The 21,894-nt window shown below is 48.5% G+C and carries 21 protein-coding genes; 16 read left to right on the forward strand and 5 right to left on the reverse strand.

The features are described 5' to 3' along the window. A complete protein-coding gene (locus tag PV02_RS01390) occupies positions 1–1,329 on the reverse strand; it encodes a glutamine synthetase family protein (RefSeq protein ID WP_256621583.1) in 1,329 nt (442 codons plus the stop codon). Between the two features lie 182 nt (positions 1,330–1,511). Between PV02_RS01390 and PV02_RS01395 the strand changes: the two genes are divergently transcribed. Further along, complete coding sequence (locus tag PV02_RS01395; protein WP_256621584.1) at positions 1,512–2,279, forward strand: hypothetical protein; 768 nt, start codon at positions 1,512–1,514, stop codon at positions 2,277–2,279. 96 nt (positions 2,280–2,375) lie between these two features. Here PV02_RS01395 and PV02_RS01400 read toward each other — a convergent pair whose 3' ends face one another. Both PV02_RS01400 and PV02_RS01405 read right to left on the reverse strand, forming a co-directional pair. Next, positions 2,376–2,972, reverse strand: coding sequence for a hypothetical protein (locus PV02_RS01400; RefSeq protein WP_256621585.1), 597 nt, complete (start codon positions 2,970–2,972; stop codon positions 2,376–2,378). A gap of 97 nt (positions 2,973–3,069) precedes the next feature. Continuing rightward, positions 3,070–3,876: a hypothetical protein gene (locus PV02_RS01405; RefSeq protein ID WP_256621586.1), complete on the reverse strand. Its 807-nt coding sequence runs from the start codon at positions 3,874–3,876 to the stop codon at positions 3,070–3,072. Positions 3,877–4,544: 668 nt separating this feature from the next. Here PV02_RS01405 and PV02_RS01410 point away from each other — a divergent pair. The 15 genes from PV02_RS01410 to PV02_RS01490 all read left to right on the forward strand — a co-directional run bounded on the left by PV02_RS01410 (position 4,545) and on the right by PV02_RS01490 (position 18,907). Further along, positions 4,545–5,441, forward strand: coding sequence for a hypothetical protein (locus PV02_RS01410; protein ID WP_256621587.1), 897 nt, complete (start codon positions 4,545–4,547; stop codon positions 5,439–5,441). Positions 5,442–5,468: 27 nt separating this feature from the next. After that, the gene (locus PV02_RS01415) at positions 5,469–6,482 is read left to right on the forward strand and encodes a helix-turn-helix transcriptional regulator (protein ID WP_256621588.1); all 1,014 of its coding nucleotides are present in this window, start codon (positions 5,469–5,471) and stop codon (positions 6,480–6,482) included. A gap of 491 nt (positions 6,483–6,973) precedes the next feature. Further along, positions 6,974–7,141, forward strand: coding sequence for a hypothetical protein (locus tag PV02_RS01420; protein ID WP_256621590.1), 168 nt, complete (start codon positions 6,974–6,976; stop codon positions 7,139–7,141). 32 nt (positions 7,142–7,173) lie between these two features. Next, positions 7,174–7,929 (forward strand): ABC transporter ATP-binding protein, encoded by a 756-nt coding sequence (locus PV02_RS01425; RefSeq protein ID WP_425438344.1) that lies wholly within the window; start codon positions 7,174–7,176, stop codon positions 7,927–7,929. Positions 7,930–8,050: 121 nt separating this feature from the next. Then, a complete protein-coding gene (locus PV02_RS01430) occupies positions 8,051–9,316 on the forward strand; it encodes a COG1361 S-layer family protein (RefSeq protein WP_256621592.1) in 1,266 nt (421 codons plus the stop codon). Beyond that, positions 9,313–10,551, forward strand: a complete 1,239-nt coding sequence (locus PV02_RS01435) for an ABC transporter permease (protein WP_256621593.1) — start codon at positions 9,313–9,315, stop codon at positions 10,549–10,551. Before PV02_RS01430 ends, PV02_RS01435 begins: the two co-directional genes overlap by 4 nt. Before the next feature lie 87 nt (positions 10,552–10,638). Continuing rightward, positions 10,639–11,568, forward strand: a complete 930-nt coding sequence (locus PV02_RS01440) for a transglutaminase-like domain-containing protein (protein WP_256621595.1) — start codon at positions 10,639–10,641, stop codon at positions 11,566–11,568. A 557-nt stretch (positions 11,569–12,125) separates the two neighbouring features. Then, complete coding sequence (locus PV02_RS13185) at positions 12,126–14,543, forward strand: PGF-pre-PGF domain-containing protein (RefSeq protein WP_305891097.1); 2,418 nt, start codon at positions 12,126–12,128, stop codon at positions 14,541–14,543. A gap of 450 nt (positions 14,544–14,993) precedes the next feature. Next, positions 14,994–15,440 carry a MarR family winged helix-turn-helix transcriptional regulator gene (locus PV02_RS01460; RefSeq protein ID WP_256621597.1) on the forward strand — a complete coding sequence of 149 codons (447 nt, stop codon included), beginning with the start codon at positions 14,994–14,996 and terminating at the stop codon, positions 15,438–15,440. A gap of 54 nt (positions 15,441–15,494) precedes the next feature. Continuing rightward, entirely contained in the window at positions 15,495–16,838 is a 1,344-nt protein-coding gene (locus tag PV02_RS01465; protein WP_256621598.1) for an MATE family efflux transporter, read from the forward strand. Positions 16,839–16,933: 95 nt separating this feature from the next. Then, positions 16,934–17,248 (forward strand): Rieske (2Fe-2S) protein, encoded by a 315-nt coding sequence (locus PV02_RS01470; protein ID WP_256621599.1) that lies wholly within the window; start codon positions 16,934–16,936, stop codon positions 17,246–17,248. A gap of 35 nt (positions 17,249–17,283) precedes the next feature. Further along, positions 17,284–17,589 carry a Rieske (2Fe-2S) protein gene (locus PV02_RS01475; protein WP_256622126.1) on the forward strand — a complete coding sequence of 102 codons (306 nt, stop codon included), beginning with the start codon at positions 17,284–17,286 and terminating at the stop codon, positions 17,587–17,589. A 6-nt stretch (positions 17,590–17,595) separates the two neighbouring features. Then, positions 17,596–17,853, forward strand: a complete 258-nt coding sequence (locus tag PV02_RS01480) for a glutaredoxin family protein (protein WP_256621600.1) — start codon at positions 17,596–17,598, stop codon at positions 17,851–17,853. A gap of 6 nt (positions 17,854–17,859) precedes the next feature. Further along, positions 17,860–18,213, forward strand: a complete 354-nt coding sequence (locus tag PV02_RS01485; protein ID WP_256621601.1) for a ferredoxin-thioredoxin reductase catalytic domain-containing protein — start codon at positions 17,860–17,862, stop codon at positions 18,211–18,213. Positions 18,214–18,310: 97 nt separating this feature from the next. Next, positions 18,311–18,907 (forward strand): nitroreductase family protein, encoded by a 597-nt coding sequence (locus PV02_RS01490; RefSeq protein WP_256621602.1) that lies wholly within the window; start codon positions 18,311–18,313, stop codon positions 18,905–18,907. A gap of 43 nt (positions 18,908–18,950) precedes the next feature. Here PV02_RS01490 and PV02_RS01495 read toward each other — a convergent pair whose 3' ends face one another. Further along, positions 18,951–20,369 carry a nitrogenase component 1 gene (locus PV02_RS01495; RefSeq protein ID WP_256621603.1) on the reverse strand — a complete coding sequence of 473 codons (1,419 nt, stop codon included), beginning with the start codon at positions 20,367–20,369 and terminating at the stop codon, positions 18,951–18,953. After that, a complete protein-coding gene (nifE, locus tag PV02_RS01500) occupies positions 20,366–21,874 on the reverse strand; it encodes a nitrogenase iron-molybdenum cofactor biosynthesis protein NifE (RefSeq protein WP_256621604.1) in 1,509 nt (502 codons plus the stop codon). Before nifE ends, PV02_RS01495 begins: the two co-directional genes overlap by 4 nt. Positions 21,875–21,894 lie beyond the last annotated feature (20 nt).

Consider the following 21,894-nt stretch of genomic DNA (forward strand, 5'->3'; position numbering starts at 1 on the left):
TTAGACGGTATTGAGGTATCGCTCGATCTCCCAATCATGCACCTGCACGCGGTATGCATCCCACTCGGCCCTTGCAAGCCTGAGGATGTTGTCGTGCACATGCGCTCCGAGCTTCTCCCTGAGGAATGTATCCTTCTCAAGGTGGTCCGCGCTCTCGTTAAGTGTGCCCGGCAGGGTTTCGATACCCCTTTCCTTGAGTTCTTCCTTTGTCAGTTCGAAGATGTTGTAATCCACGCTCTTTGCAGGCATTTTCTGCTGCCTGATACCTTCAAGCCCTGCAGCCAGTATTGATGCAAAAGTAAGGTAGGGGTTGCAGGAAGGGTCCGGGCTCCTGAGCTCTGTCCTTGTGCTGTTGCCGCGCGGTGTGGGTATGCGGATGAGGGAGCTGCGATTCGCACCTGACCATGTGATATATACGGGCGCCTCGTAGCCGGGAACTATCCTCTTGTAAGAGTTCACAAGCGGATTAGCAATACAGCAGATCGCTTTTATGTGTTCCATCACACCTGCAATGAAATACCTTGCAATATCACTTATCTGCATGTCCTTGTCAGGATCATAGAAAGCGTTCTTTCCATCCTTTGAGAGCGACAGGTTGACATGCATTCCGGAGCCGCTGTCGTTAAAGATGGGCTTTGGCATGAATGTGGCATGTATGCCATGGATCTTTGCAATGGTCCTGGTAACATATTTGAAAGTCACGACATTGTCGGCTGTCGTGAGTGCATCGCCGTACTTGAAGTCGATCTCATGCTGCCCGAAAGCACATTCGTGGTGAGAGGCCTCAATATCAAAATCAAGGTCTGTGAGAGTGAGCACGATCTCCCTTCTGATGTCCTCGGCAAGGTCGGTGGGTGCAAACTCAAAGTAGCGGCCGTAGTCATTAGGTATTGTGGTGGCCTTTCCGTTCTCCTTGGCGAACAGGAAGAATTCAAGCTCAGGACCAACGTTAAGCTGGAATCCCATCTCTTCCGCTTCCTTCATGACCTTCCTGAGGACATAGCGCGGGTCTGCTTCGAAGGGCCTGCCGTCCGGGAGGTGCACATCACAGATCATCCTGGCAACGACGCCTTTATTTCTTCCCCATGGAAGGATCGCGAAAGTTCTGATATCGGGCCTGAGCACCATATCTGATTCCTGTATCCTTACCATTCCCTCAATGGAGGATCCGTCAAAGGAAATTCCCGCGGTCAATGCCTTCTCTATCTGTGTTACGGGGATTTCCACATCCTTTACCGTTCCTTGGATATCCGTGAACTGCAGCCTTATGAACTTTACATTATGCGTTTCAATGGCCTTAATAACGTCTTCCTTGTTGTTGATCTTCATTCAATCGCCTGTTGTACTTCCTCTTGTTCCTAGACAGTCCATGCAAAAACTGCGCTTGTGTATTATAAAAAGGTAGAGTTATATCTTGCTGTTAGAAGGTTACATACCTTATTTATATTTGTCTTGGCGAAATAACTGTATTCCTTAGGATCAGCTCTTGCTGAGCATTGGAGGGCGATAAAATGAAAAAGTTACACAGAATACTGCTTGCTTTTGTCCTGATACTGGCACTGTCCGCAGGAGTGCTTTCTCTGTGGTGGGAAGGCCAGAAGCAGGACATGTATGAGGACAGCTTCCAGAGCAGTTATGATTATGAGGTCACATTCACTACGGACTCAGCACTGAGCAATGTCACTCTCTACATTCCCCTGCCGGTGACGAACAACACGTCTTCTGTAGGTCACTATATAATAGAGCATGATTTCAATAATGATGATCCTTCGTGGGAGTACGCACTGGTGGATACGGAGCACGGGCTCATGCTCTCGGTAAAGACTGAAAGCATAGAGCCTAAGTTCCGCCCCCTTCCTGTGCCCATATCTGAGGATGATGCTCCTTCTCAGGAAGCAGAGCCCGTTGTCTCCGATGGATACTCAGATGAAACGCCCGTGCCGGAATCTATCTATTTTGCAGCGATGGTGCCTGCTGATCACATCATAGATACAAGGAACCCTCTTGCTGATGAGATGGTGTTGCTTCCGAAATATAATCTCAACAGTTCGCAGGATATCTGCAATTATGAGAGCCGGATATATGCAGAATATGGAAGCTCTCCGGATGCCCTGGTAGAGATATCCATTAGCATGACAGGATACAATGAGTGGTGGATCCTGGGCTGGCAGTGGAACAGCTACAATGAGTGGATGAATATCCTTTTATCAGGCCCACAGGAAGGGTGGGTCTCTGTGAACGGTATGCTTGTAACCGGTGAGGGTGTATACAAACAATAATTAAGTCCTTATTCCGGCACTAAGGAAAAGGCGGTGCAGGCAGGTGCATAATATGCCGCCTACGACCTGCTTTCCTGATCCGCGTAGTAAGGAAGGTCAACCGAAAATTGACCTGATCTTGCTGATCAGACCTGATAACAATCCATTGTTCGCTTCACCTGTGGATTCGTTTCCCGTATATCTCCGGGCGTTTTTCTCACCGTTGAAGTTTCTGTCTCCCATGCTTTCGTTCCCGCCCTGGGAACTGCCCTCTCCGCCGGGACCTCTCATGGTGTTGTTTCCCACGGACATATTACCTCTTCCAGTTTCTCCCATCTGTTCGTTTCCCATAAGCTCTGTCCTTATCTCTTCGGGAGCATCCTGCATTACCGTCCTGAAGTCCTCCATTATTGCTTTCAGTCCTTCCTCGTCTTCCGCATTCTCAAATCCTGTTTTCAACGATTCCATTTGTGCAAGAAGGCTGGTAATGGACTCCTCCAGACCTTCATGGCTCCCGTCAGACTGCATGGCATTGAGAGATTCGATATTCATATCCACAATCTCAATACTTCTGTTCTTCATCTTATCAAGATCCATGTATGGGACATCCGTTGCTGCCGGATCATCTGCAGCATATGCCCCGTTCATTGTCACGCTTAATAGCAGCAGCAGTACTGTGACTGGCATGCTGACCCTTTTTACTATCTGTCTCATAGATAATCCTCGGAATGAGCCATGTGGTGTTGAGACAGGATCAGTGACCCCGTCTCTTCAGTTGGTATTACACATTGCCCGATCAGGTGCTTTCAGACTATGCGGCTACTTCCTCCTGGCTTCCACGTAGTCGCGGCCCGTGCCTTCCTTCATTTACAGGCGCCGGCAGAATCTCCCTGACGCTGTCCATTATTTCGGACATGCTCTCTCTGACCTCCTTGATGTCTTCCAGTGTCAGATTCTCATTGCTGAGCTTTATCTTGATTTCCTCAAGCTGGCTCAGTACTGCCTCAATATCCTTGCTTGTGATGTTGTCTGGATCTGTCTCTTCGAGTGTGGTGTTCTCCAGCATCTCAATCATCCTGTCCACTGATTCTTCAGTCCTTGCTTTCTCAAAATCGAGCTGTTCTTCTTCAGTCTCAAACTCCGGCATTTCCATTCCCGGCCCCTTGCCTCTCATTTCTCGGCCTGGTCCCATTCTCATGGATTCTGACATGAACTCTTTGAGTTCATCAAGGGTTGTTGCGCTGTTGATCTGCCCAAGGAGTGTTTTCAGTTCGCTCAGTTGTTCTTCAAGGCTTTCTGCAGTAAGGTTCTCATCTCCAATCTCATCAATGTCCTCGATTATGGAAGTTGTTCTTTCGATCCTCATCTCCGTGACATTGGTCATCATCTCTTTAAGATACTCGAATTCCTCTTCTTCAGTTTCAAACTCCGGCATTTCCAGAGATGGCTTTTCCATTGGCCCATGTCCTCTTCCCTTGAATTTACCTTCTGCAAGGTCAGATATATCTGTTGCATTCCGGGAGCTGCTTTCATTGGCAAGTGCGCCTGAAGGTATTATGCTTAATACCATCAGCAGCATTGAAAAACAGGCCAGTGCTTTCTTTCCGTGTAGCTTCATTTCACTTTTTCCTCCTTTTTGATTATGTATCACATGTTACCAGTTTCCTTGGTCACTGGTACTGCATCCACCACACTTCCAGCCGAAAATATAAGCATACTTAGCAAAATAGCGCCAATTAACCTTTTAAGCGAAAATAAAAACCTTTAATAAAGTTTTATTGGCAATATGAGAGATATTTATGCTTCAAATACATTTTAGGATCTCAATCTTGTGTTATCTTCCGGTCAGGCCTGGCAAAAAAAGCATACCTCCGCAGACACATTCAAAAAGTGGGAAAATAGACTTTTCATGCCCTGGTGCCATTCTGAATTTACTGTCTGCTGACCGGTAAACCTGTTATTCCTCGTCTGAAATATGCCAGTACGGGTGAAACATGCTTTAAAGGAGGTCGCAGCTTTTAACAGGGAATTTATGCTATTCCGGCTGATTATAAAGGGTTGATAAGCTTTAAGAAGCTCCTGAACGCTGTATGCGTCAAGCAGAAGGTCAAGTGATTTCTGCTATACTATTAAGTATGTTTATATTCAAAAGAGACTTTCATAAAACACAGAGAGACAGGGTCCCATAATGGGCCTTAATCAACACGACGTAAAAATGATCAACATGTCAGGATATGGTTTTGAATGAAGCAGGCGCCGATAATATTTGTGATCATCCTTATATCGATGATCCTAGTATCAGCCTTTATTGCTCCGGGCAGTGATATCGGCTCTCCGGAAAGACAGGGAGAAGGTCCTTTATCCCAGTCTGAGCGTCCTCATGAGGACAGGCGTCTGGATGACTTTCCGGACAGGTTCTTTATCCGGAACACACAAGTGCCCTCAGACCGGGCAATGCTTGAGGATATTATCACCAAGTCCGAAAAGATGTCCCGGCGCCTTGCAGTGAGTATTGCCATGCTGGAACAGGAAGGTGAGGACGTAAAAGACATGGAGTCTCTCCTCGAGGAGTACATCCTGCTGGTAAGCGATGCCCGGATGTATCTGGAAATGTCTGACATGTCAGCAGGTGCAGATTCAGTTAACAGCTCCCAGAATAACTCCCTGAACGGTTCCCTCACGTGCCAGAGCGAGGAGGAATGCCTGGAAAGATCAAGGGAGAGCATCACTCAGGCCAACTTACGTCTTAAGAGCATATTTGGCAGATTAAGCCCGTATCTTGCTTCTCACGCGGTGATCCCGGAGAATGGCACCCTGCATGCACAGGGTAACGGCACTATAGTCCTTTTTGGTGATCTTGATGTCCGTCTGTATGTTTCCCATGGTAACATTTCTTATACCGATTTCAACAGCGATCTGACCGTCCGGCTGGAAAACGATCCCACGCCTTCCATATCAAGCACAGAGACGGGACAGGAAATAGTATCCTATAAAAATATGACCGGTGGTGTTTCTTTATCCGGCTCGGGTTTCATGGTTGAGGTCGCAGGAGAGGACATCTCCCTGATTGCAACGGGAAAAGGCAGGTCAGAACTCTTCGGTAATGGTATCTATTACTTCGAAGAAGGAAACGTCGCCGGAAAAAAACAAATATGGAAACCGCCTCTTTTTGAGAATGATTGATATAGCAAAAAGCAATTATTGATTTGAATGAAATTTATATTTTACATAAGTTGCGTCGCTGTATTGCTTTCCCTGTCAGGCATCTGCATGGCCTCGGGGATAGCGACAGTGCACGGCGTTGCTTATGAATGGAGTACCTTTGAACCACTTGACAATGCGGTAATAGAGGTGAACACAACCCCCGTACAGTCTCTAGTGGCAAAATCAGGAGTATACTCCTTTGACCTCTCCAACGGTACGTATCTGGTAAAGGCCACCTATTACCAGAACGGCACTCTGACCCATTACGGGGAGGAGGTCATCACAGTTTCCGGAGAAGGTAACTATGTTGTGGACCTGCTTCTTCTCCCGTCCTATACTGCCAGCCAGCTCGATTCTACTGAAAGCAGCCCTGAGAGAACGGGCCTGAACGTAAGCGGCTCATCTGCAGGGGATAACAGCGCAATACTGATAGGCGTCTCACTGACCCTTGTTTTAGTCCTGCTCATCCTATTTTACCAGGTACGCTATAAGAGAGAGGCATCTTCAGCCGTCTCCCCACGGAGAACAGAACATTCCGCTGATGATCCCGTTGTACCTGTATCGCCTGCACTTGAGCCTGCCATATCCGGAAGTTCTTCTTTCTCCCCTGAGCCTTCCGGTGAAAAGTTCCCGGGGCCTACTCGTGAAGTGCCTTCAGGGATTACTTTCACTGAGCCCGAAGAGAGTCCCGGGCTACATAAATATCATGAGCACCCCACGGAAGAGGATGTTGCGGATGACAATTATCCTGAAACCGGTGTCATCTCAGGGACAACGGTCCAGGAGGCAGAGAAGCATACGGAAAGAGTTTCAGGACCAGTGCCAGCAGATCTGCAGGAGATACTGGATATCCTTGTGTCCCAGGGAGGCAGGATGACCCAGAAAGACATGCGTAAACGCCTCAGGTACTCCGAAGGCAAGGTAAGCCTGATGCTTCTTGATCTGGAAAAAAGAGGAAAGATCCAGAAATTCAAAAAGGGCAGAGGGAACATCATTTTCCTGGTTGGGGAGGAAAAATGAGTTTTTCTTCGTATCTGTAAACCTGTTCTCCTGAACTCTGTCACGTGAGGCCATGATCATTCTCACACTCCTGCACTTTTCCTGGCTTTTATTCATTAGCTTGTCGGCAGATCATTTTTCTTATATATGGAAAACGCCTTACCGGTCTTTTTCTGTATGTCAAACCTTTATAGACTCTCTAATATGACCTATTTCCTGGTCTAAAGCATTGGTTATACATAAGTAGCTCTATAAAGTTTTATTTATGCATAATACTTCCTTTTTAGCCTTTGTTTGTAAGTATGCTTTTATTTAAACTTGCTAATTCAGGGTTTGTCAGCAAGACAATTGCTGACGAGTATCGCCCACCCCCGCGAAGTGGCACCCACGGATGCCAGTAACATGGCCCGTAGTGCCACTGAGCACACAAAGTACCACCATGTATAACCACTCTCTCGTACAGGAGGCATCTTTCAGATAAGGATGCCTCTTGCGAGTTTAGGAGGCATTGCATGAAAGATACATTCAAGCAATTAATTGAACTTCGCACTCAGGCGATGATCAACGAGAACAACATCTACGTTGCATCGGCCCTCATCAGAAAACTGACGCCTGAGCAAATGGATCGCCTGTTGAAAATATCTCCCCCGGGAGAAAGAGGCCAAGACTTTCACTGGTAAGCCGGTCTCAGGAGAAAAGCATGAAGGATAGCATGGAGAATAATCTCAGTATATCGTCAGGTTCCGGGCCTATTCAGGCAAACGACAGTGAACCCTTGCTGAACCTGCGCAATGTCTGGAAAACGTACCAGATGGGTGAGGTCACCTTTGATGCCCTCAAGGACGTGAATCTCACTATAGACAAAGGTGAGTTCGTTGTCATTCTCGGGCCAAGCGGCAGCGGAAAAAGTACGATGATGAACCTTATAGGCTGTCTCGATCTTCCCAGCAGGGGTATAGTGGAGCTGAACAGCAGGGATATCTCCACATTGGGGGAATCCGAACTTGCACAGATAAGGGGACAGATGATAGGTTTCATTTTCCAGCAGTTCAACCTCATTCCCACACTCAACACGATAGAGAATGTAATGCTCCCGCTTGAGTTCCAGGAGGCAGATCCCGCATTTGCCAGAAAGAGGGCGGAGGAGCTGCTGGCAGTTGTAGGACTTTCCGAGAAGAAGAATAACCTTCCTTCACAGCTGTCAGGCGGACAGAGGCAGAGGGTCGCAATAGCAAGATCGCTTGCAGTAAATCCCAAAGTGATTCTTGCGGATGAGCCGACAGGCAACCTTGACAGTAAGACCGGCAGTTATATCCTCGAATTCCTGAGCGACCTGCATAAGAGGGAAGGAACTACGATCATAATCGTCACCCATGACCTGAAGCCTGTGCAATACGCTGACAGGGTGGTTCATATCAAAGACGGCATGGTCGAAAAAGTAGAGACTATCCACAGAGAAGCAATGTGATTACGTAAACAATGTGATTGAAATGAGAAAACTTTTGATATTCGTATTATTCCTGATCTTATCAGCTACTTCATCATCCGCAGCCATATCCAACAGCGCGAGTGGAGTAGATATAAATGTTATGAGCCAGAGCCCGAGTCCTGCAAGACCGGGTGAGGTTGTTGAACTTACACTGACCGTGCAGAACGTGGGAAATAAGGACCTTTCCAACGTGGTCATTACGGTAGATCCTGAATATCCTTTCTCTCAGGCTTCAGGAGAGTCGCTTTCAAAGACCATCTCCTACATGAAGGCCCGCCAGAGCGAGGATGACGCCACCACGGTCAAGTTCAAGCTCAAGGTAGATGCCGATGCTGCAAAGAAGACCTATGACCTCAATATCTATGTCAAGGACAGCAGTAGTGATGCATCTGTGAAAACTACGGTGGCTGTGGATGTACAGGGCAAGGAATATGCACAGATCGTCACGATCAGCAAATCCAGCATTGACCTTGCCACTGTGGAACCCCTGGAGTTCATCATAACCAATACCGGTACCTCTCCTCTCAAGAACATGGCAGTGTCCTGGGAAGACTCAACAGGCACCATCCTCCCGGTTTACTCTGACAATACAAAATACATAACTTATCTTGGTGTAGGCGAGTCAGTGACAGTTGCTTATTCTGTCATGGCTAACGTGAACGCTGACCCTGGACTGTACCAGCTTGATATCACGCTCAACTTCCAGGATTATGACTCCAATGAGAGCACCATCAAGACAAAGGCCGGTCTCTTTGTGGGAGGCGGTACGGACTTCGACGTGACTTATTCCGAGAGCAGTGCAGGAGAGGTCTCATTGTCACTGGCGAACGTGGGCAACAACCAGGCATATTCTGTCAAGGTCTCAATACCTGAACAGGAGAACTTCAGGGCAACGGGCAGCACTTCCACCATCGTTGGGAACCTTGAGAAAGGGGACTACACTATCACATCCTTCTCTGTAACTTCTGCCAGTATGATGTCGTCAGGCTCATCCGGTGAAAGGCCGGGACAGGCACAGGCAAGTTCCTCCAACACTACCCAATCCCAATCTTCCGGTTCAAGGAATAACCTGCTTGTCCTGATAGAGTACACTGATTCCACGGGACAGAGATTGTCTGTGGAAAAAAGTGTTCCCATTGAGTTATCCTCCACAGGGACAACAGCTGCAGGCATGGGTCCTGGCGGAAGGTCCCAGCAGTCATCGACCGGTACTTACCTGAAGTACGGCCTGGCAGCGATAGTTCTTGCAGGGATGTTTCTCTATTACAGGAAGAGGAAAGCAGGTCAGTCCAATGAGGATATTCGTGGTGAAATATCAAACCGCATGAGGGGACTGAAGAGGAAGATGTCGAAGGAAGGGCAATGAGACGAAGGACATATCTTAAGCTTGCAACCAACATCCTGCTGCACAGCAGGATCAGGAGCTGGCTCACTATAATCGGTATCGTCATTGGTGTGGGTGCAGTGGTCACCATCATGTCCATCAGCGACAGCATGTCGGCAGATATGGAAAGCCGCCTTGCTGACATGGATCTTACCACAATCACCGTTACTCCGGGCAATACCAGGGCATTCTCGGCCATGGGACCGGGAGGTGGTGGAGGCGGTGGTCTCTCGTCTTCCTCGGAGGACGCGGAACTTACAGACAAGGATCTCCGGGCTATCAAACTGGTGGATAACATCGACTCTATGTACGGCAAGATCTCCGGAAGGGAATCCGTGTACTACATGGGTGAATCCGCAGAACTTTCCATAACAGGTGTCGATTCCCAGGTATGGCAGTACACGGTCACCTATGATCTTGAATCGGGAAGGCTGCTGGAGCCTGCGGACAATTACGTTGCTGTCATCGGCTACAGGATAGCCAATGAGATGTACGATACCCAGATAGGTCTCAACAGGGTCATAACCATCAACGGAAAATCCGTGAGGGTCGTAGGGATACTTGCATCCGGTGAGGACGACAATGCAGTGATAATGCCTATAGATGCTGCAGTCGAGCTGATAGAAGATGCAGAGCCTGATGTTTATGATTCCATTGTCATCAAGGTCAATGACGTAGAAAATGTCGAGACAGTGGTCACAGATGTAGAGGAGAAACTCATGATATCAAGGCATGTCATGAATGAGAAAGACAGGGACTTCAGTGTAAGCGATTCGTTGTCAATGGCTGAGTCTGCCAGTGAGATGATGTCGTCAATGAGCCTTTTCCTGGGGGCCATAGCAGGGGTCTCCCTTGTAGTGGGATCAGTAGGTATTGCAAACACGATGTTTACCTCGGTAATGGAGAAGACGCGGGAAATAGGCACCATGAAAGCCATCGGGGCCAGGAACAGGGACATAATGATGATATTCCTTGTCAACTCGGCACTTGTAGGATTTGTCGGAGGGGTGCTCGGTATCGTACTGAGCCTCGGGCTGACGTCAATGCTGCCGTCGCTGGGACTGACAATGATGAGATCATCCATGGGTTCAACTCTCTCGCCTGAGCTGATGCTGCTGGGTATTTTCATCGCTGTCCTCATAGGCATAATCTCAGGCGTGGTGCCTGCCTACAATGCCTCGAAGATGAGGCCGGTGGATGCGTTGAGGTATGAATGAGCAAGGCATGATCTATAAGAAATGCGAGGCTTCGTGCGGGCAAATAGCTTGCCCGGACGGACACTCTTTATCTAGAGGTCGATCACGATGGGAAAAGTAGTATTGTCTTTCCTGATGGCAATGATCTTACTATGTTCGGTCTACACGATCGCGCAAGAACAAGCCACAGCAAGCCAATTGATTGCAGATGAATTCTCCTCTGCATCATTTCAGGGCAGCCACAGGGCCGCACCTGGTTCAAATATGCAAAGCATGCATCAGTCCCGCAATAGCAGGATACCGGCTCCGGGTAACTTTCCAGATTCAGATGAAAAGAACGGCATTATCCGACAGCCTGCAGTGGTTGTGCAGGATAGCATGCTCTACAGGGAAGAACTTGCAGATTTCCTGAAGTGGAACGCTCCCCGGATGAATGGCATCTCATACTTCCAGGAGTATGTCACTCCGTATGATGATGTAATAACCTCCTATCTGGAAGAGGAAGGCCTGGAAGACAAATATAGTATCTATCAGGCTGCCGTTTCATGGATATGGGTGTCTGATATGACCCTTACGGGAAAGCAGGAGACATGGCTGTATCCGTCACAGTTCCTGTACGAAACTCCGTCCAGCAGAACCAATCCTGTTCCGGGTGCCATAGTAAGCGACTGCGAGGACCAGGCCAACGCACTGGCTTCACTGCTGATAGCATCAGGTGAATATGATGAGAGCACCGTCAGGGTTGCCGTAGGGGAAGTGAGTCTTTCCGGCATGAGCGGAGGTCATGCCTGGGTGGAGGTTTATGAGAATGACGACTGGTTCCCTCTGGATCCTACTATAGGGCCTTACTACGATGATGAAGCCGGTTGTGTTGCAGGTACTGATGAGTCTAATTCAGACTTCTATTACTTCAGGGACAGGCAGTATTCTGTCAAAAGCCTCTGGTACTACTACAACAACGAGTATTTCATCGATATGGTTGCCGGAAAAGGAAATGCTCCCGATAGCTGGAAGGCACAGCCTTCCAGTTATTTCTGATTTTCCGGCCCTTTTGAATACTTATAGCTTGGTTTTTACCACAAGAGTTCACAGAGGACACAGAGAATGAAGTAGTTTTCAATACCCATCTGTGAACTCTGTGGCCGAGGTTTAGTATGCTTCATGAGCATTTCTATAGAACCGGTTTTCTATCTCTTTTCAGGATATTCCAGCAAGCATTCAAATAAAGGATGCACAAGGATTGTTTTTACGCTATGGGATATTGATGGCAGGTCCATGTGTTTTTGATATTTCCTTTTATGCAATGCAAAGTATATATGTTGTAATATTATATTTATAATAGTATTTACAGCATTATTAGAATTGTTACTGCATGTTCGAAACTTGTGGTATTGACGCCGCCACTGTGGATGTGGTTTCGGTACTCACATGTTGCAGACCATGAACATTAACTGTCATCAGGATGCATATTTATGATGGGATTACAGAGACATTGCATAATTTCAATACTTTTTGCATGCATATTACTAACATGCACAGGAACAGCTACAGCAGTCGCTTACTCCGGCGGCAGCGGGACTAATGGAGATCCGTATTTGCTTTCAACTGACAGCGATATTGATACATTGTCATCAACTTCCGCTGACTGGGGCAGTTACTTCAGACTTATGCAGAACATCACGCTTGAGGGAAATCACACTCCGATTGGTAATGGCACCATACGTTTCACCGGCAATTTTGACGGAAGCGGATTTGTAATAAAGAACCTGACTATTTATCATACCACTGACCATGCCGGGCTCTTTGGCTATGCAAACGATGCTGATATCTATGATCTTGGAGTAGAGACAAGCCTCGATGGTGTTGTTTCAACAGGAGACTTAGTCGGCGGTCTGGTTGGCTATATTGCATATAGCAATGTAAGGAACTGTTATGCCACCGGCAATGTCACCGGTCGTTACGATGTCGGTGGTTTGGTTGGTTATATTGAGAGTTCCACTGTGAGCAACAGTTATATCATTGGTAATGTCACCGGTGATTCCGGTGTCGGTGGTCTTGTCGGATCCAATTATGGTGGCGCTGTGAGCAGCAGTTATGCCACTGTTAATGTCATTGGTGCAAGCTCTGTCGGTGGTCTTGTCGGGTCTAATGGCGTCGGTACTGTGAGCAACTGTTTTGCCACCGGCAACGCCACTGGTACTTACTATGTCGGCGGTCTGGTTGGCCGTATTGAAAACGGTGCTGTGAGCAGCAGTTATGCCACTGGCAATGCCATCGGTGATTCCTATGTCGGTGGTCTTCTCGGGAGTAATGGTGACACTGTGAGTGTGAGCAACTGTTTTGCCACTGGCAATGTCATCGGTGATTCCTATGTCGGTGGTCTTGTCGGGCTTAATATCAGCGCTGTGAGCAACTGTTATTATTCCGGCACTCCGGCTTCTGGTGCTGGCATTGCTACTTCCTATGGCAACTTCACCAGTTTCACATTTGTTTCCGGAGATACGGGCCTTGCCTGGAATGCAGGCGGCAATATCATTACAACGGCTGATAATTCCGTTTTCGTCTGGAAAATAGATGATGGTTTCTCTCTTCCGTACTTCCAGAATCAAAACATTCCGGGTACCCTTCCTGTGAACTCATCGGTAAGTGGTGCATGGGTTTATGTAAATGGTACCAATCAGACGGTGCAGACCAACACAATCCTTAGCCTAAGGCCGGGATACTATAATATAACGATAATGAAGCAGTATTATGAGACACCTGCCACCCAGACGGTGAATGTAACTGAGGGTGAAAATACAGGAATTGAATTCACTCTGGTTCCTTCTCTGCCGGTTACAGGCTTTATGTCAAATGTAAGTTCCGGTATGGCCCCGCTATCAGTTAATTTCACAGACCAGTCTGTGGGTATTGTAGATTCATGGTTCTGGAACTTCGATGATGGCAACACATCAACCGACCAGAATCCGACCCATATCTACATGGATGTAGGCACTTATGATGTCAGCCTGACTGCAACAAACATTGCTGGCAGTAATATCAGCACTCAGCTCTCGTACATCACGGTTGCCATTGCCCCGGTTGCCAACTTCACGGCTTCCGCAACTTCAGGGACAGCACCGTTTGCGGTCACTTTCACTGATAATTCAACCAATACCCCCACTTTATGGGCATGGAACTTCGGTGATGGTGCGACCTCTTCGGTTCAGAACCCAAGCCACACCTATACAAGTGCAGGTACATACACTGTAAGCCTGAATGCGTTAAATGCAGGTGGCTATAACATAAGCACGCAGACCGTTTACATCACTGTTGCCCCGGGCAGTTCAGGCAGTTCCGGTTCAAGCACCCGTGTCTCTGTTAGCCCCGGCCAGCCTCCCGAGAGCGTCACTTCCACCTACACAGCAGTAAAACATGTACTGGGCGGCTCAAGTGTTGAGTATGATCTCTCCGGCACCGGCAGTCCGGTAATTGGTATCAGCTTTTATGCAAAGGACAATGAAGGTCTTGTGGTTGCAAAGGTACAGGTGCTCTCAGACAAGCCAGAAGGCATTCCCAACCCGCCAGGCAACTCATACCAGCTCATGAGCATCGATGTGGGAAGCCAGGGTACTATATCAATCCATAATGCAGACAACATCCTGATCCTTTTCAAGGTTAACAGGCAGTGGATAGAGGAGAACAACATCGACGTATCTACTATCCGCATGACCAGATTCCACGAAGGTCAGTGGAATAATCTGCCTACATATAAGGAGAGAGAAGAAGACGATTACATCTACTTCTATTCTGAAACACCAGGATTCTCTATTTTTGAAGTTGTAGGGGACGGCATCTATATACCACCTGAGGATGCTCCTTTTCATGTGAAGTCTCCTGTATCTTTTAAAGAGGAGACACCTGTTGAGGATAAAGACGGTTTCGGATTTGCCTACCTGATACTCGGTATCATGGTCGTGATAGGTGTTGGGTATGTGGTAATGAAGAAACAGAAAAGTGGTGGGGAGCAATAAGCTCTCATCCTCTCCTTTTATTTTATCTCTGCATTTTTATAACCTTATTTGACTGTCAAAGTGGGGCTAAGTGTCCTGCCAACCGTGACAACTATTTATATTTTTCAATACATGCTTTCTCGTCGGATGCCACGACAGACTCGTATTATGACGGCGAGACAGGCAGTGTTGCAGGTAACGACTTATAAGCTACTGGTTTCTTATTACTTCAAGGACAGAAACTACTCTGTTTCAAAACAGTGGTATTACTGCAGCAATAACTACTTCGTTGATGTAAGTTCAGGAACATGAAATGCACCCTATAACTGGAAGTTTGTGCCTTCAGGTTGTTCTTATCTTTGACTTTTTCAGGACACTTATGATACTGGATATGGCAGGAGTCTTTTTATAATAGTTTCACGTTAAACAGTTTTGTTTCAGATGAAACTATTATATTCACAGGTGCATTCCATGATACCGCCCGAGACCATCGGCAAAAGGATAGGCTTCATCGCCTCACATAACCACCTCTATATTGACAGAGTGCTTGAACCCTATAAGCTGAAAGGGCCGATGTTCGCATTCCTGCTGACGCTTTCCCGCTGGGATGGATGCTCACAGGAAAGCCTCGCCAGGCATCTGAACCTCAGCAAGGCTACTGCAACAAGAGCTGTCAGGGACCTCGAAGGTGAAGGATATGTCACCCGCACGAGGGACAGGGATGACCGCAGAATATACAGGGTTTTCATTTCTGACAGTGGAAGGCAGCTCATTCCGGTGATACATAAGGCTCTCAGCAAGTGGAACGGGGTCCTCCTGTCTGCTTTTTCGGAAGGCGAAAAAGAGATGTTTGCCAGGCTGCTTGACAAGGGCCTGGCTACCCTGGAGAAATTTGATATAGGCTCTGATACGGAATAAGCAGAAATCGGCATCTCATCTCAGGATATCTATATGAACGGTAAAAGCGAATTTTTGGGAACTCAAAATATTAACAGCCTGCTCTGGAAGCTCTCCGCCCCGGCTATCATAGGCTTGCTGGTCCATGCATTCTATAATCTTGTGGATACCTTCTTTGTGGGAAGGGCTCTGGGCGAACAAAGCGTGCTGGGAATTGCGGGCATATCCATTGCTTTCCCTCTGCAGATGATCATCATGGCAGTGTCTATCGGTATAGGTGTCGGAGGCTCTTCTGTGATCTCGCGGATGCTTGGTGCAAAGGATGTGGATAAAGCCGAGAAGACCTTGGGAAACGTCTTCCTCTATACCCTGGCGGCCAGCATACTTCTTCCGATCCTGTTCTTTTCCAATGTGGATGCCATCCTGAATCTGTTTGGTGCAACAGCGGACAACCTGCCCTATGCAAGGGATTACTCGGTTGTCATACTTCAGGGCACTTTCGCTTTCACTTTCGGATTCGTGCTGAACAACCTGGTACGGGCGGAAGGCAATGCTAAAGTTGCCATGAACAACATGGTGTTCTCCGGGCTTCTTAACATAGTCCTTGACGCCATCCTCATATTCGGTTTTGATATGGGCATCCGCGGCGCTGCCATAGCCACAGTGCTCGCACAGCTGGCAGGCACGGCATATCTTGTGCACTACTACATTGCAGGCAAGAGCCCCTTAAAACTCAGAATGCGCAATATTGTTCCTGAGTATGTGGCACTGCGGGAGATCACATTCATCGGCTTCGGTTCCTTTGTCATGGGTGCATCGAGCAGTCTTATGATGCTGGTGCTGAACAACGTGCTCGCTTTTTACGGAGGGGACCTGTCTATTGCCGTATTCGGGATAGCCAGCCGTATGCTGATGCTTATTCTCATGCCCATCATAGGTGTCTCCCACGGACTGCAGCCGATAGTGGGCTATAATTACGGGGCGCAGAATTTCACAAGGGTCAACGAGTCAATAAAGCTGTCACTGAAGATCACTACAGTGATCGGTTTTCTTGGATTTGCCGTGCTGTTCATGTTCCCGGGGACATTCTTCAGGATATTCAGTACGGACACTGACCTGATAACAAACGGGGAGACCGCCCTGAGGATAATGGTCCTCGCAACCCCGGTGATAGGGATGAATGTTATCAGCACCACAGTGTTCCAGGCTATCGGGAAAGCAAGGCCTTCATTTATACTCTCCATGTGCCGTCAGATACTTTTCCTCATACCGCTGGTGATACTCTTGCCGCGTTATCTGGACCTTTCCGGCGTGTGGATGGCTTTCCCGCTATCCGACATCATGGCAGGTCTTCTGAGTGCTTTCCTGATCACGAAAGAGTACAGGCATTTCCAGAGTAAGGCAGGTCATTTATCCTGACCGTGTTCTGCTGGGCACCTTGAAATAGTTGTCCTGTTAAACCACGACAATTATTTATATTTTTGACTCCCTGCTTACCTATGGGAGGTTAACGTATGCCGGAGAAATCCTGGTTCTTTGCGCTAAAGGAAAAAGACCTGACTGACAACAGCATAGAGTTTGTCAGGGTAAAGGATACTCCCATAATTCTGTTCAGGAAAAACGGGAACATATATTCTCTTTATGGCAAGTGCAGTCATATGGGCTGCCGGCTTTCCAAGGGCGCCTTCATCGACGAGCACACTCTGAAATGCGGATGCCATGGATGGGAATATGATACAAGGACTGGTAAGCACCCCGGAGACAAGGATGCGACCCTTGAGACATATCAGAACAAGGTCGAAGGAGGAGAGATCCTTGTCATGGTTTAATGGAAGGTGCCCTACTGACGGAGGTATCAGGCTTGGTGTGGTTCTTCGCAATAAATGAAAACGAGCTGGATGATGGCGGAAAGAAGCCTTTGCTGGTGGAGGGGGAAAAACTGCTGCTGATCAGGCAGGAAGGCGGTTTCTATGCAATATCCAACAAATGCCCTCATATGGACTGCCCTCTCTCGAAAGGAAGCCTTGAGGGGTTTGTTATAAAATGTCCCTGCCACGACTGGCTCTTTGACATACGCAGCGGTGAGTTTCTCAATGCCAGGGAGATAAAGGTCCCGGCCTACGGTACGAAGGTGACCGAAGGCAAGGTTTACGTTAATATGGAACGGTGAGTTTCAATGAAGAAAGTGGTAATGTACACTCTCAGCACCTGTCCCTGGTGCATGAGGGCCAAGAAGTTCTTCAGGGAAAGAGATATTCCCTTTGAGTACATCGATTATGATAAGGCTGACGAGGAGACACGCAGGTCTATCCGTGAGGATTGCCTGTCCCATGGGGAGGAGATGTCCTTTCCCTTTGTCAAGATAGGGGAGGACGTGGTAGTGGGCTACAATCCCCAGAGATATTCCAGTTTGTTGAATCTCCCTGAAAGGTGAGTGTCCATGGATACTGAGAAGCGTATGCAGCAATTCAGGACAATGTTCCAGAGGGTCATCGACCCCCTTGGATATAAATTCAGTCCGGACACGGAACTCGTGGATTTCCTGCTGGAGCAGGAGGTCATGCTGGAAAAGGAGAAGGGCAGCCCTTATTGTCCCTGCCAGGGATTGACGGGTGAGCGTGAGCACGATATGCAGCTGGTATGCCCGTGCATACCCTTCCACAGGGAGCACTTCGATGCGATGAAGCGCTGCTGGTGCGGTCTTTATGTCCACAAGGATGTGGATGACCCCGATTCACTGGTGCAGATCTCGAAAAAGGAATTCGAGGCATCGAGAGATAAAGGGCAGGCATAAAAGGTCCCACGTTAAGAAAGGTAAGGGCAGGGGAAGTACTAAGCCGATGATGATAAAACGAAAAAAGAGAAGTTAAGGAATAAAGAAGAGTAAGTTTATGGGAGTGAGGTCAATGGCGGGGGAAGACAATGAGATCATACGTAATATAAAAGCACGCCGGAGCGTCCGCAATTATCTTGACAGGCCGGTGAGCGAGGAGTCTGTAAAAGCGATAATCGATGCGGGAATTTACGCTCCCACCGGATTCGGGTCGGAGCCATGGTTCTTTGTCGTGGTGCAGAACAAGGAAATGATGAAAAGGATGTCAGACTACTGCAAGCCGAAACTGCTTGCACAGCTTCAGGACATACCCAACGATAATGTGACCGATTTTAAAAAACAGCTGTCACACGAGGATTTTGATGTATTCTACGGAGCTCCTATACTTGTCATCGTGCTTGGCAGTAATGCCGGTTTCACTACCGATTACGACTGTGCCATGTGTGCCCAGAACATGATGCTTGCAGCAACATCACTGGGTATCGGAAGCTGCTGGGTGGGTACGGCATGCTTTATCCAAGATAATGTGGAATTCATGAGCGAGCTGGGGATACCCTACGACTACCGGGTCATTGCACCGATTGTGTTCGGGTATGAAGGAAAGGCTGCGGGGAGGTCCCCCAGAAAGGAGCCCCGGGCAGTCTGGATAAGGTGATCCCTTATCCTTTTTCTATCCATTCTGCCTGGCCCAGTATTATTCATGCCTCTGCTGAGTGAAATGTATCCTCGCCGAACGGAACGTAGCTTTCCGGTTCGGACCATTTTTCAGCAAGCTTCTCCTCCTGAGCTTCCAGTATTGTATTCGTGATCCTGTCCAGCATGTTCATTGCCCCGAGGTACCCAAGGGACAGTATCCTCTGGGCGCCCACCCTGTCGTGTATGGGGAAACCCACCCTCACAAGTGGTATACCCATCTCCTTTGCAACATACTTCCCGTTAGAGTTGCCAATGAGCATATCGGGCTTTGCCTTTTTCACTGCATCGTTAAAAGTATCAAAGTCAACATCCTCGAGGATGGTTACATCGCAGTCGGGCTTTACCTGCCTGACCCTCTCCATTGCATGCCCGGCAAATCCCGGGGACTTGCCGGAAGCTGCCACAAGGACGGGATGCATGCCATTCTCAAGTGCAAGAGACAGCATACCCAGTACATTGTCGGGGTCCCCGTAGATAGCTACCTTTATACCGTAGACATACTTATGCGAGTCCACCATGGCATCTATCAGGCGGCCCCTCTCCTTCTGGTATGTTTCGGGCACGTCTATCCCGGCTGTTCCCGATAAAGCGGCCAGCAAACTGTCGGTGTATTCCAGTCCGATGGGAAGTGGCAGGTCCTGCGATGGTATGTCGAAGGCCCGTTCAAGATATCTGACAGCCTTGTTATTATTGGCTATCCCCAGCCCGATGGTCGCAGCGCTGTTCTTCATGTCCGCTATGGCGGAATGAGGCGTCCCTCCGGAGAAGATCTTCTGCAGTTCTCCTGTCATTGGAGCATCAAAGGTTTCCGAGATGTCAGGCAGGAGTATGAAGGAGTTGGGACCAATTATGTCTGAGAATATCCTCCTGAGTTCCCTTGTATCTTCCGGTGACACATTCTCCGAGAGCACCACATTGAGCTTGTTATTGAAAATGCCGCTTCCATGTATTCCACCGGCAGTGAATTCCTTAACAATGGCCTCCACTGCCTTGATGTACCCGCTGTTATGGCTATCCTCATAGCTCGGTGTCGGTACGGGAATGATCATTACGTCGTAAGCAATGTCCTCTTCCTCCCTGAATTCCGCAATGATGCGCCCGATATCGTCCCCGATGGTCTCGGCAAGACAGGTGGTGGAAACACCGATGACCTTGGGATTATAGCGCAGGATCAGGTTCTTGAGTCCCTTCTTGAGATTCTCGCTTCCTCCATAGACAGCTCCCTTCTCGCTCAGGGAGCTTGACCCGATGTCCACAGGCTCCCTGAAATGATGGGCAAGGTGCAGTCTCATGTAAGTGCTGCATCCCTGTGAACCATGGAGCATTACCATGGAGTTCTCTATTCCCTTGAATGCCATCACACTGCCTATCGGCTGGCACATGACACAGGGATTGACTGTTGCGTAGTTCCGCTCGGTCATGCTACCGACTCCTGCAGTGTGGCGGTGCTGAGATCATGCATGTTCTTTGCCTCCCTGGCTGTCGCTTCAATTCCTGCTCCTTGCCGGGTTTTTAAGCCGGCTTCATTCTTCCTCGCTGCATCAACTGCCGGCTTAAGCCTGCTTCCATGGAATTTCCATACGGGACTGTTCATGGAAGCGTCCAGTTCCCTTGCAAAATTGAGGAAGCCGTCATAGCCTTCAAATTCTATTACCCTGTCATGGTTGAAGTCGCAGAAAGCCACTCCCAGCTTGTATGCGAGGAAGCGCTCCTTGACGCCTGCCACCATCAGGTCCGCCTTCTGCCTTACCAGCAGTTCGGCAAGCTCCAGGGGATTGGCATCGTCAACTATTACCGTCCCGTCCTTTACCTGGTAGCTGATCTGCCTGTAGTCTTCCTGCTTGCCGGTCTGCGTGCCGATGATCACCACTTCCATTCCAAGCTCACGGAAACCCTTGATCAGAGTAAGCGCCTTGGCTGCACCGCCCATGTAGATGGCTGCGGTCTTTCCTCGGACACGGCTGCGGATGCTCCGGATCTCGGGCATTATCCTCCGGGTCTCGCTCTCGATAATTTCCTCGGCGATTCTCTTCATTTCCCGGGAACCGAAGAACTCTGCTGTTTCCCTCAGGGCGGTGGCAATATCCTCTATCCCGAAGTAGCTGACCTTCCTGAACGGGATATCGTACTCCTTCATCATCCACTTAGCAAGGTATGTCATGGAGCCTGAGCACTGCACCAGGTTAAGCTGGGCACCGTGTGCCTTTGAGATACTGTCCGCTGTTGCATCTCCTGTCATGGATGTTATGACCTGTATACCCATCTTCTCAAAGAGGGGCTTGACAAGCCAGACATCCCCTGCCACATTGTAATCTCCCAGGATGTTGATCCTGTAAGGGGAACTTATCTCAGGTTCCCTTGTTCCGATAAGCTGCATCAGGGCATTGCAGGCTGCCTTATAGCCGTCGGACTTGGTACCTTTGAAGCCTTCAGACTGTACTGGTATTATGGGTATATCGTGCTGCAGGCTTGCTTCCCTGCATACTGCCTGAAGGTCGTCGCCGATTATACCGACAATACAGGTGGAATATACGAAAACCACTGGCGGCCTATAAAGTGCAATCAGCTCGTCAATGCACTTTGACAGTTTCTTCTCACCGCCAAACACCACGTCCAGCTCCTTCATATTACTGGAAAAGCTTGTACGGAAAGTTTCCTTCCCGCTGGACAGGCTGCCCCTGATATCCCATGTATAGCTTGCACACCCTATAGGTCCGTGGACAAGGTGCACTGCGTCGGTCACAGGATTTAAGGCAACACGTGCACCCGAGTACACACAGGCCCTCTGGCTCATGGAGCCTGCTATGGATGTATTGTCACAGGCAAGCGTCGTATCCTCTTTCTTTACCTGCTTGAGGGCTATGTATGGCTGTCTTTCATCCAGCGTGCTGATCACGTTTCTCACCACGCCTGTTATTTCCGGCATATTGATCCTCCATAGGTGGT

This window comes from Methanolobus chelungpuianus (assembly GCF_024500045.1).
GTDB classification, from domain to species: Archaea; Halobacteriota; Methanosarcinia; order Methanosarcinales; family Methanosarcinaceae; genus Methanolobus; species Methanolobus chelungpuianus.

Coding starts and splice junctions, on each gene's coding strand:
- PV02_RS01415 (WP_256621588.1), top strand. CDS start 5,469: ATGAAATTTATATTTTACATAAGTTGCGTCGCTGTATTGCTTTCCCTG.
- PV02_RS01460 (WP_256621597.1), top strand. CDS start 14,994: ATGATACCGCCCGAGACCATCGGCAAAAGGATAGGCTTCATCGCCTCA.
- PV02_RS01420 (WP_256621590.1), top strand. CDS start 6,974: ATGAAAGATACATTCAAGCAATTAATTGAACTTCGCACTCAGGCGATG.
- PV02_RS01440 (WP_256621595.1), top strand. CDS start 10,639: ATGGGAAAAGTAGTATTGTCTTTCCTGATGGCAATGATCTTACTATGT.
- PV02_RS01410 (WP_256621587.1), top strand. CDS start 4,545: ATGATCCTAGTATCAGCCTTTATTGCTCCGGGCAGTGATATCGGCTCT.
- PV02_RS01425 (WP_425438344.1), top strand. CDS start 7,174: ATGGAGAATAATCTCAGTATATCGTCAGGTTCCGGGCCTATTCAGGCA.
- PV02_RS01430 (WP_256621592.1), top strand. CDS start 8,051: ATGAGCCAGAGCCCGAGTCCTGCAAGACCGGGTGAGGTTGTTGAACTT.
- PV02_RS01405 (WP_256621586.1), bottom strand. CDS start 3,876: ATGAAGCTACACGGAAAGAAAGCACTGGCCTGTTTTTCAATGCTGCTG.
- PV02_RS01390 (WP_256621583.1), bottom strand. CDS start 1,329: ATGAAGATCAACAACAAGGAAGACGTTATTAAGGCCATTGAAACGCAT.
- PV02_RS01495 (WP_256621603.1), bottom strand. CDS start 20,369: ATGACCGAGCGGAACTACGCAACAGTCAATCCCTGTGTCATGTGCCAG.
- PV02_RS01400 (WP_256621585.1), bottom strand. CDS start 2,972: ATGAGACAGATAGTAAAAAGGGTCAGCATGCCAGTCACAGTACTGCTG.
- PV02_RS01470 (WP_256621599.1), top strand. CDS start 16,934: ATGCCGGAGAAATCCTGGTTCTTTGCGCTAAAGGAAAAAGACCTGACT.
- PV02_RS01485 (WP_256621601.1), top strand. CDS start 17,860: ATGGATACTGAGAAGCGTATGCAGCAATTCAGGACAATGTTCCAGAGG.
- PV02_RS01395 (WP_256621584.1), top strand. CDS start 1,512: ATGAAAAAGTTACACAGAATACTGCTTGCTTTTGTCCTGATACTGGCA.
- PV02_RS01480 (WP_256621600.1), top strand. CDS start 17,596: ATGAAGAAAGTGGTAATGTACACTCTCAGCACCTGTCCCTGGTGCATG.
- PV02_RS01435 (WP_256621593.1), top strand. CDS start 9,313: ATGAGACGAAGGACATATCTTAAGCTTGCAACCAACATCCTGCTGCAC.
- PV02_RS01490 (WP_256621602.1), top strand. CDS start 18,311: ATGGGAGTGAGGTCAATGGCGGGGGAAGACAATGAGATCATACGTAAT.
- nifE (WP_256621604.1), bottom strand. CDS start 21,874: ATGCCGGAAATAACAGGCGTGGTGAGAAACGTGATCAGCACGCTGGAT.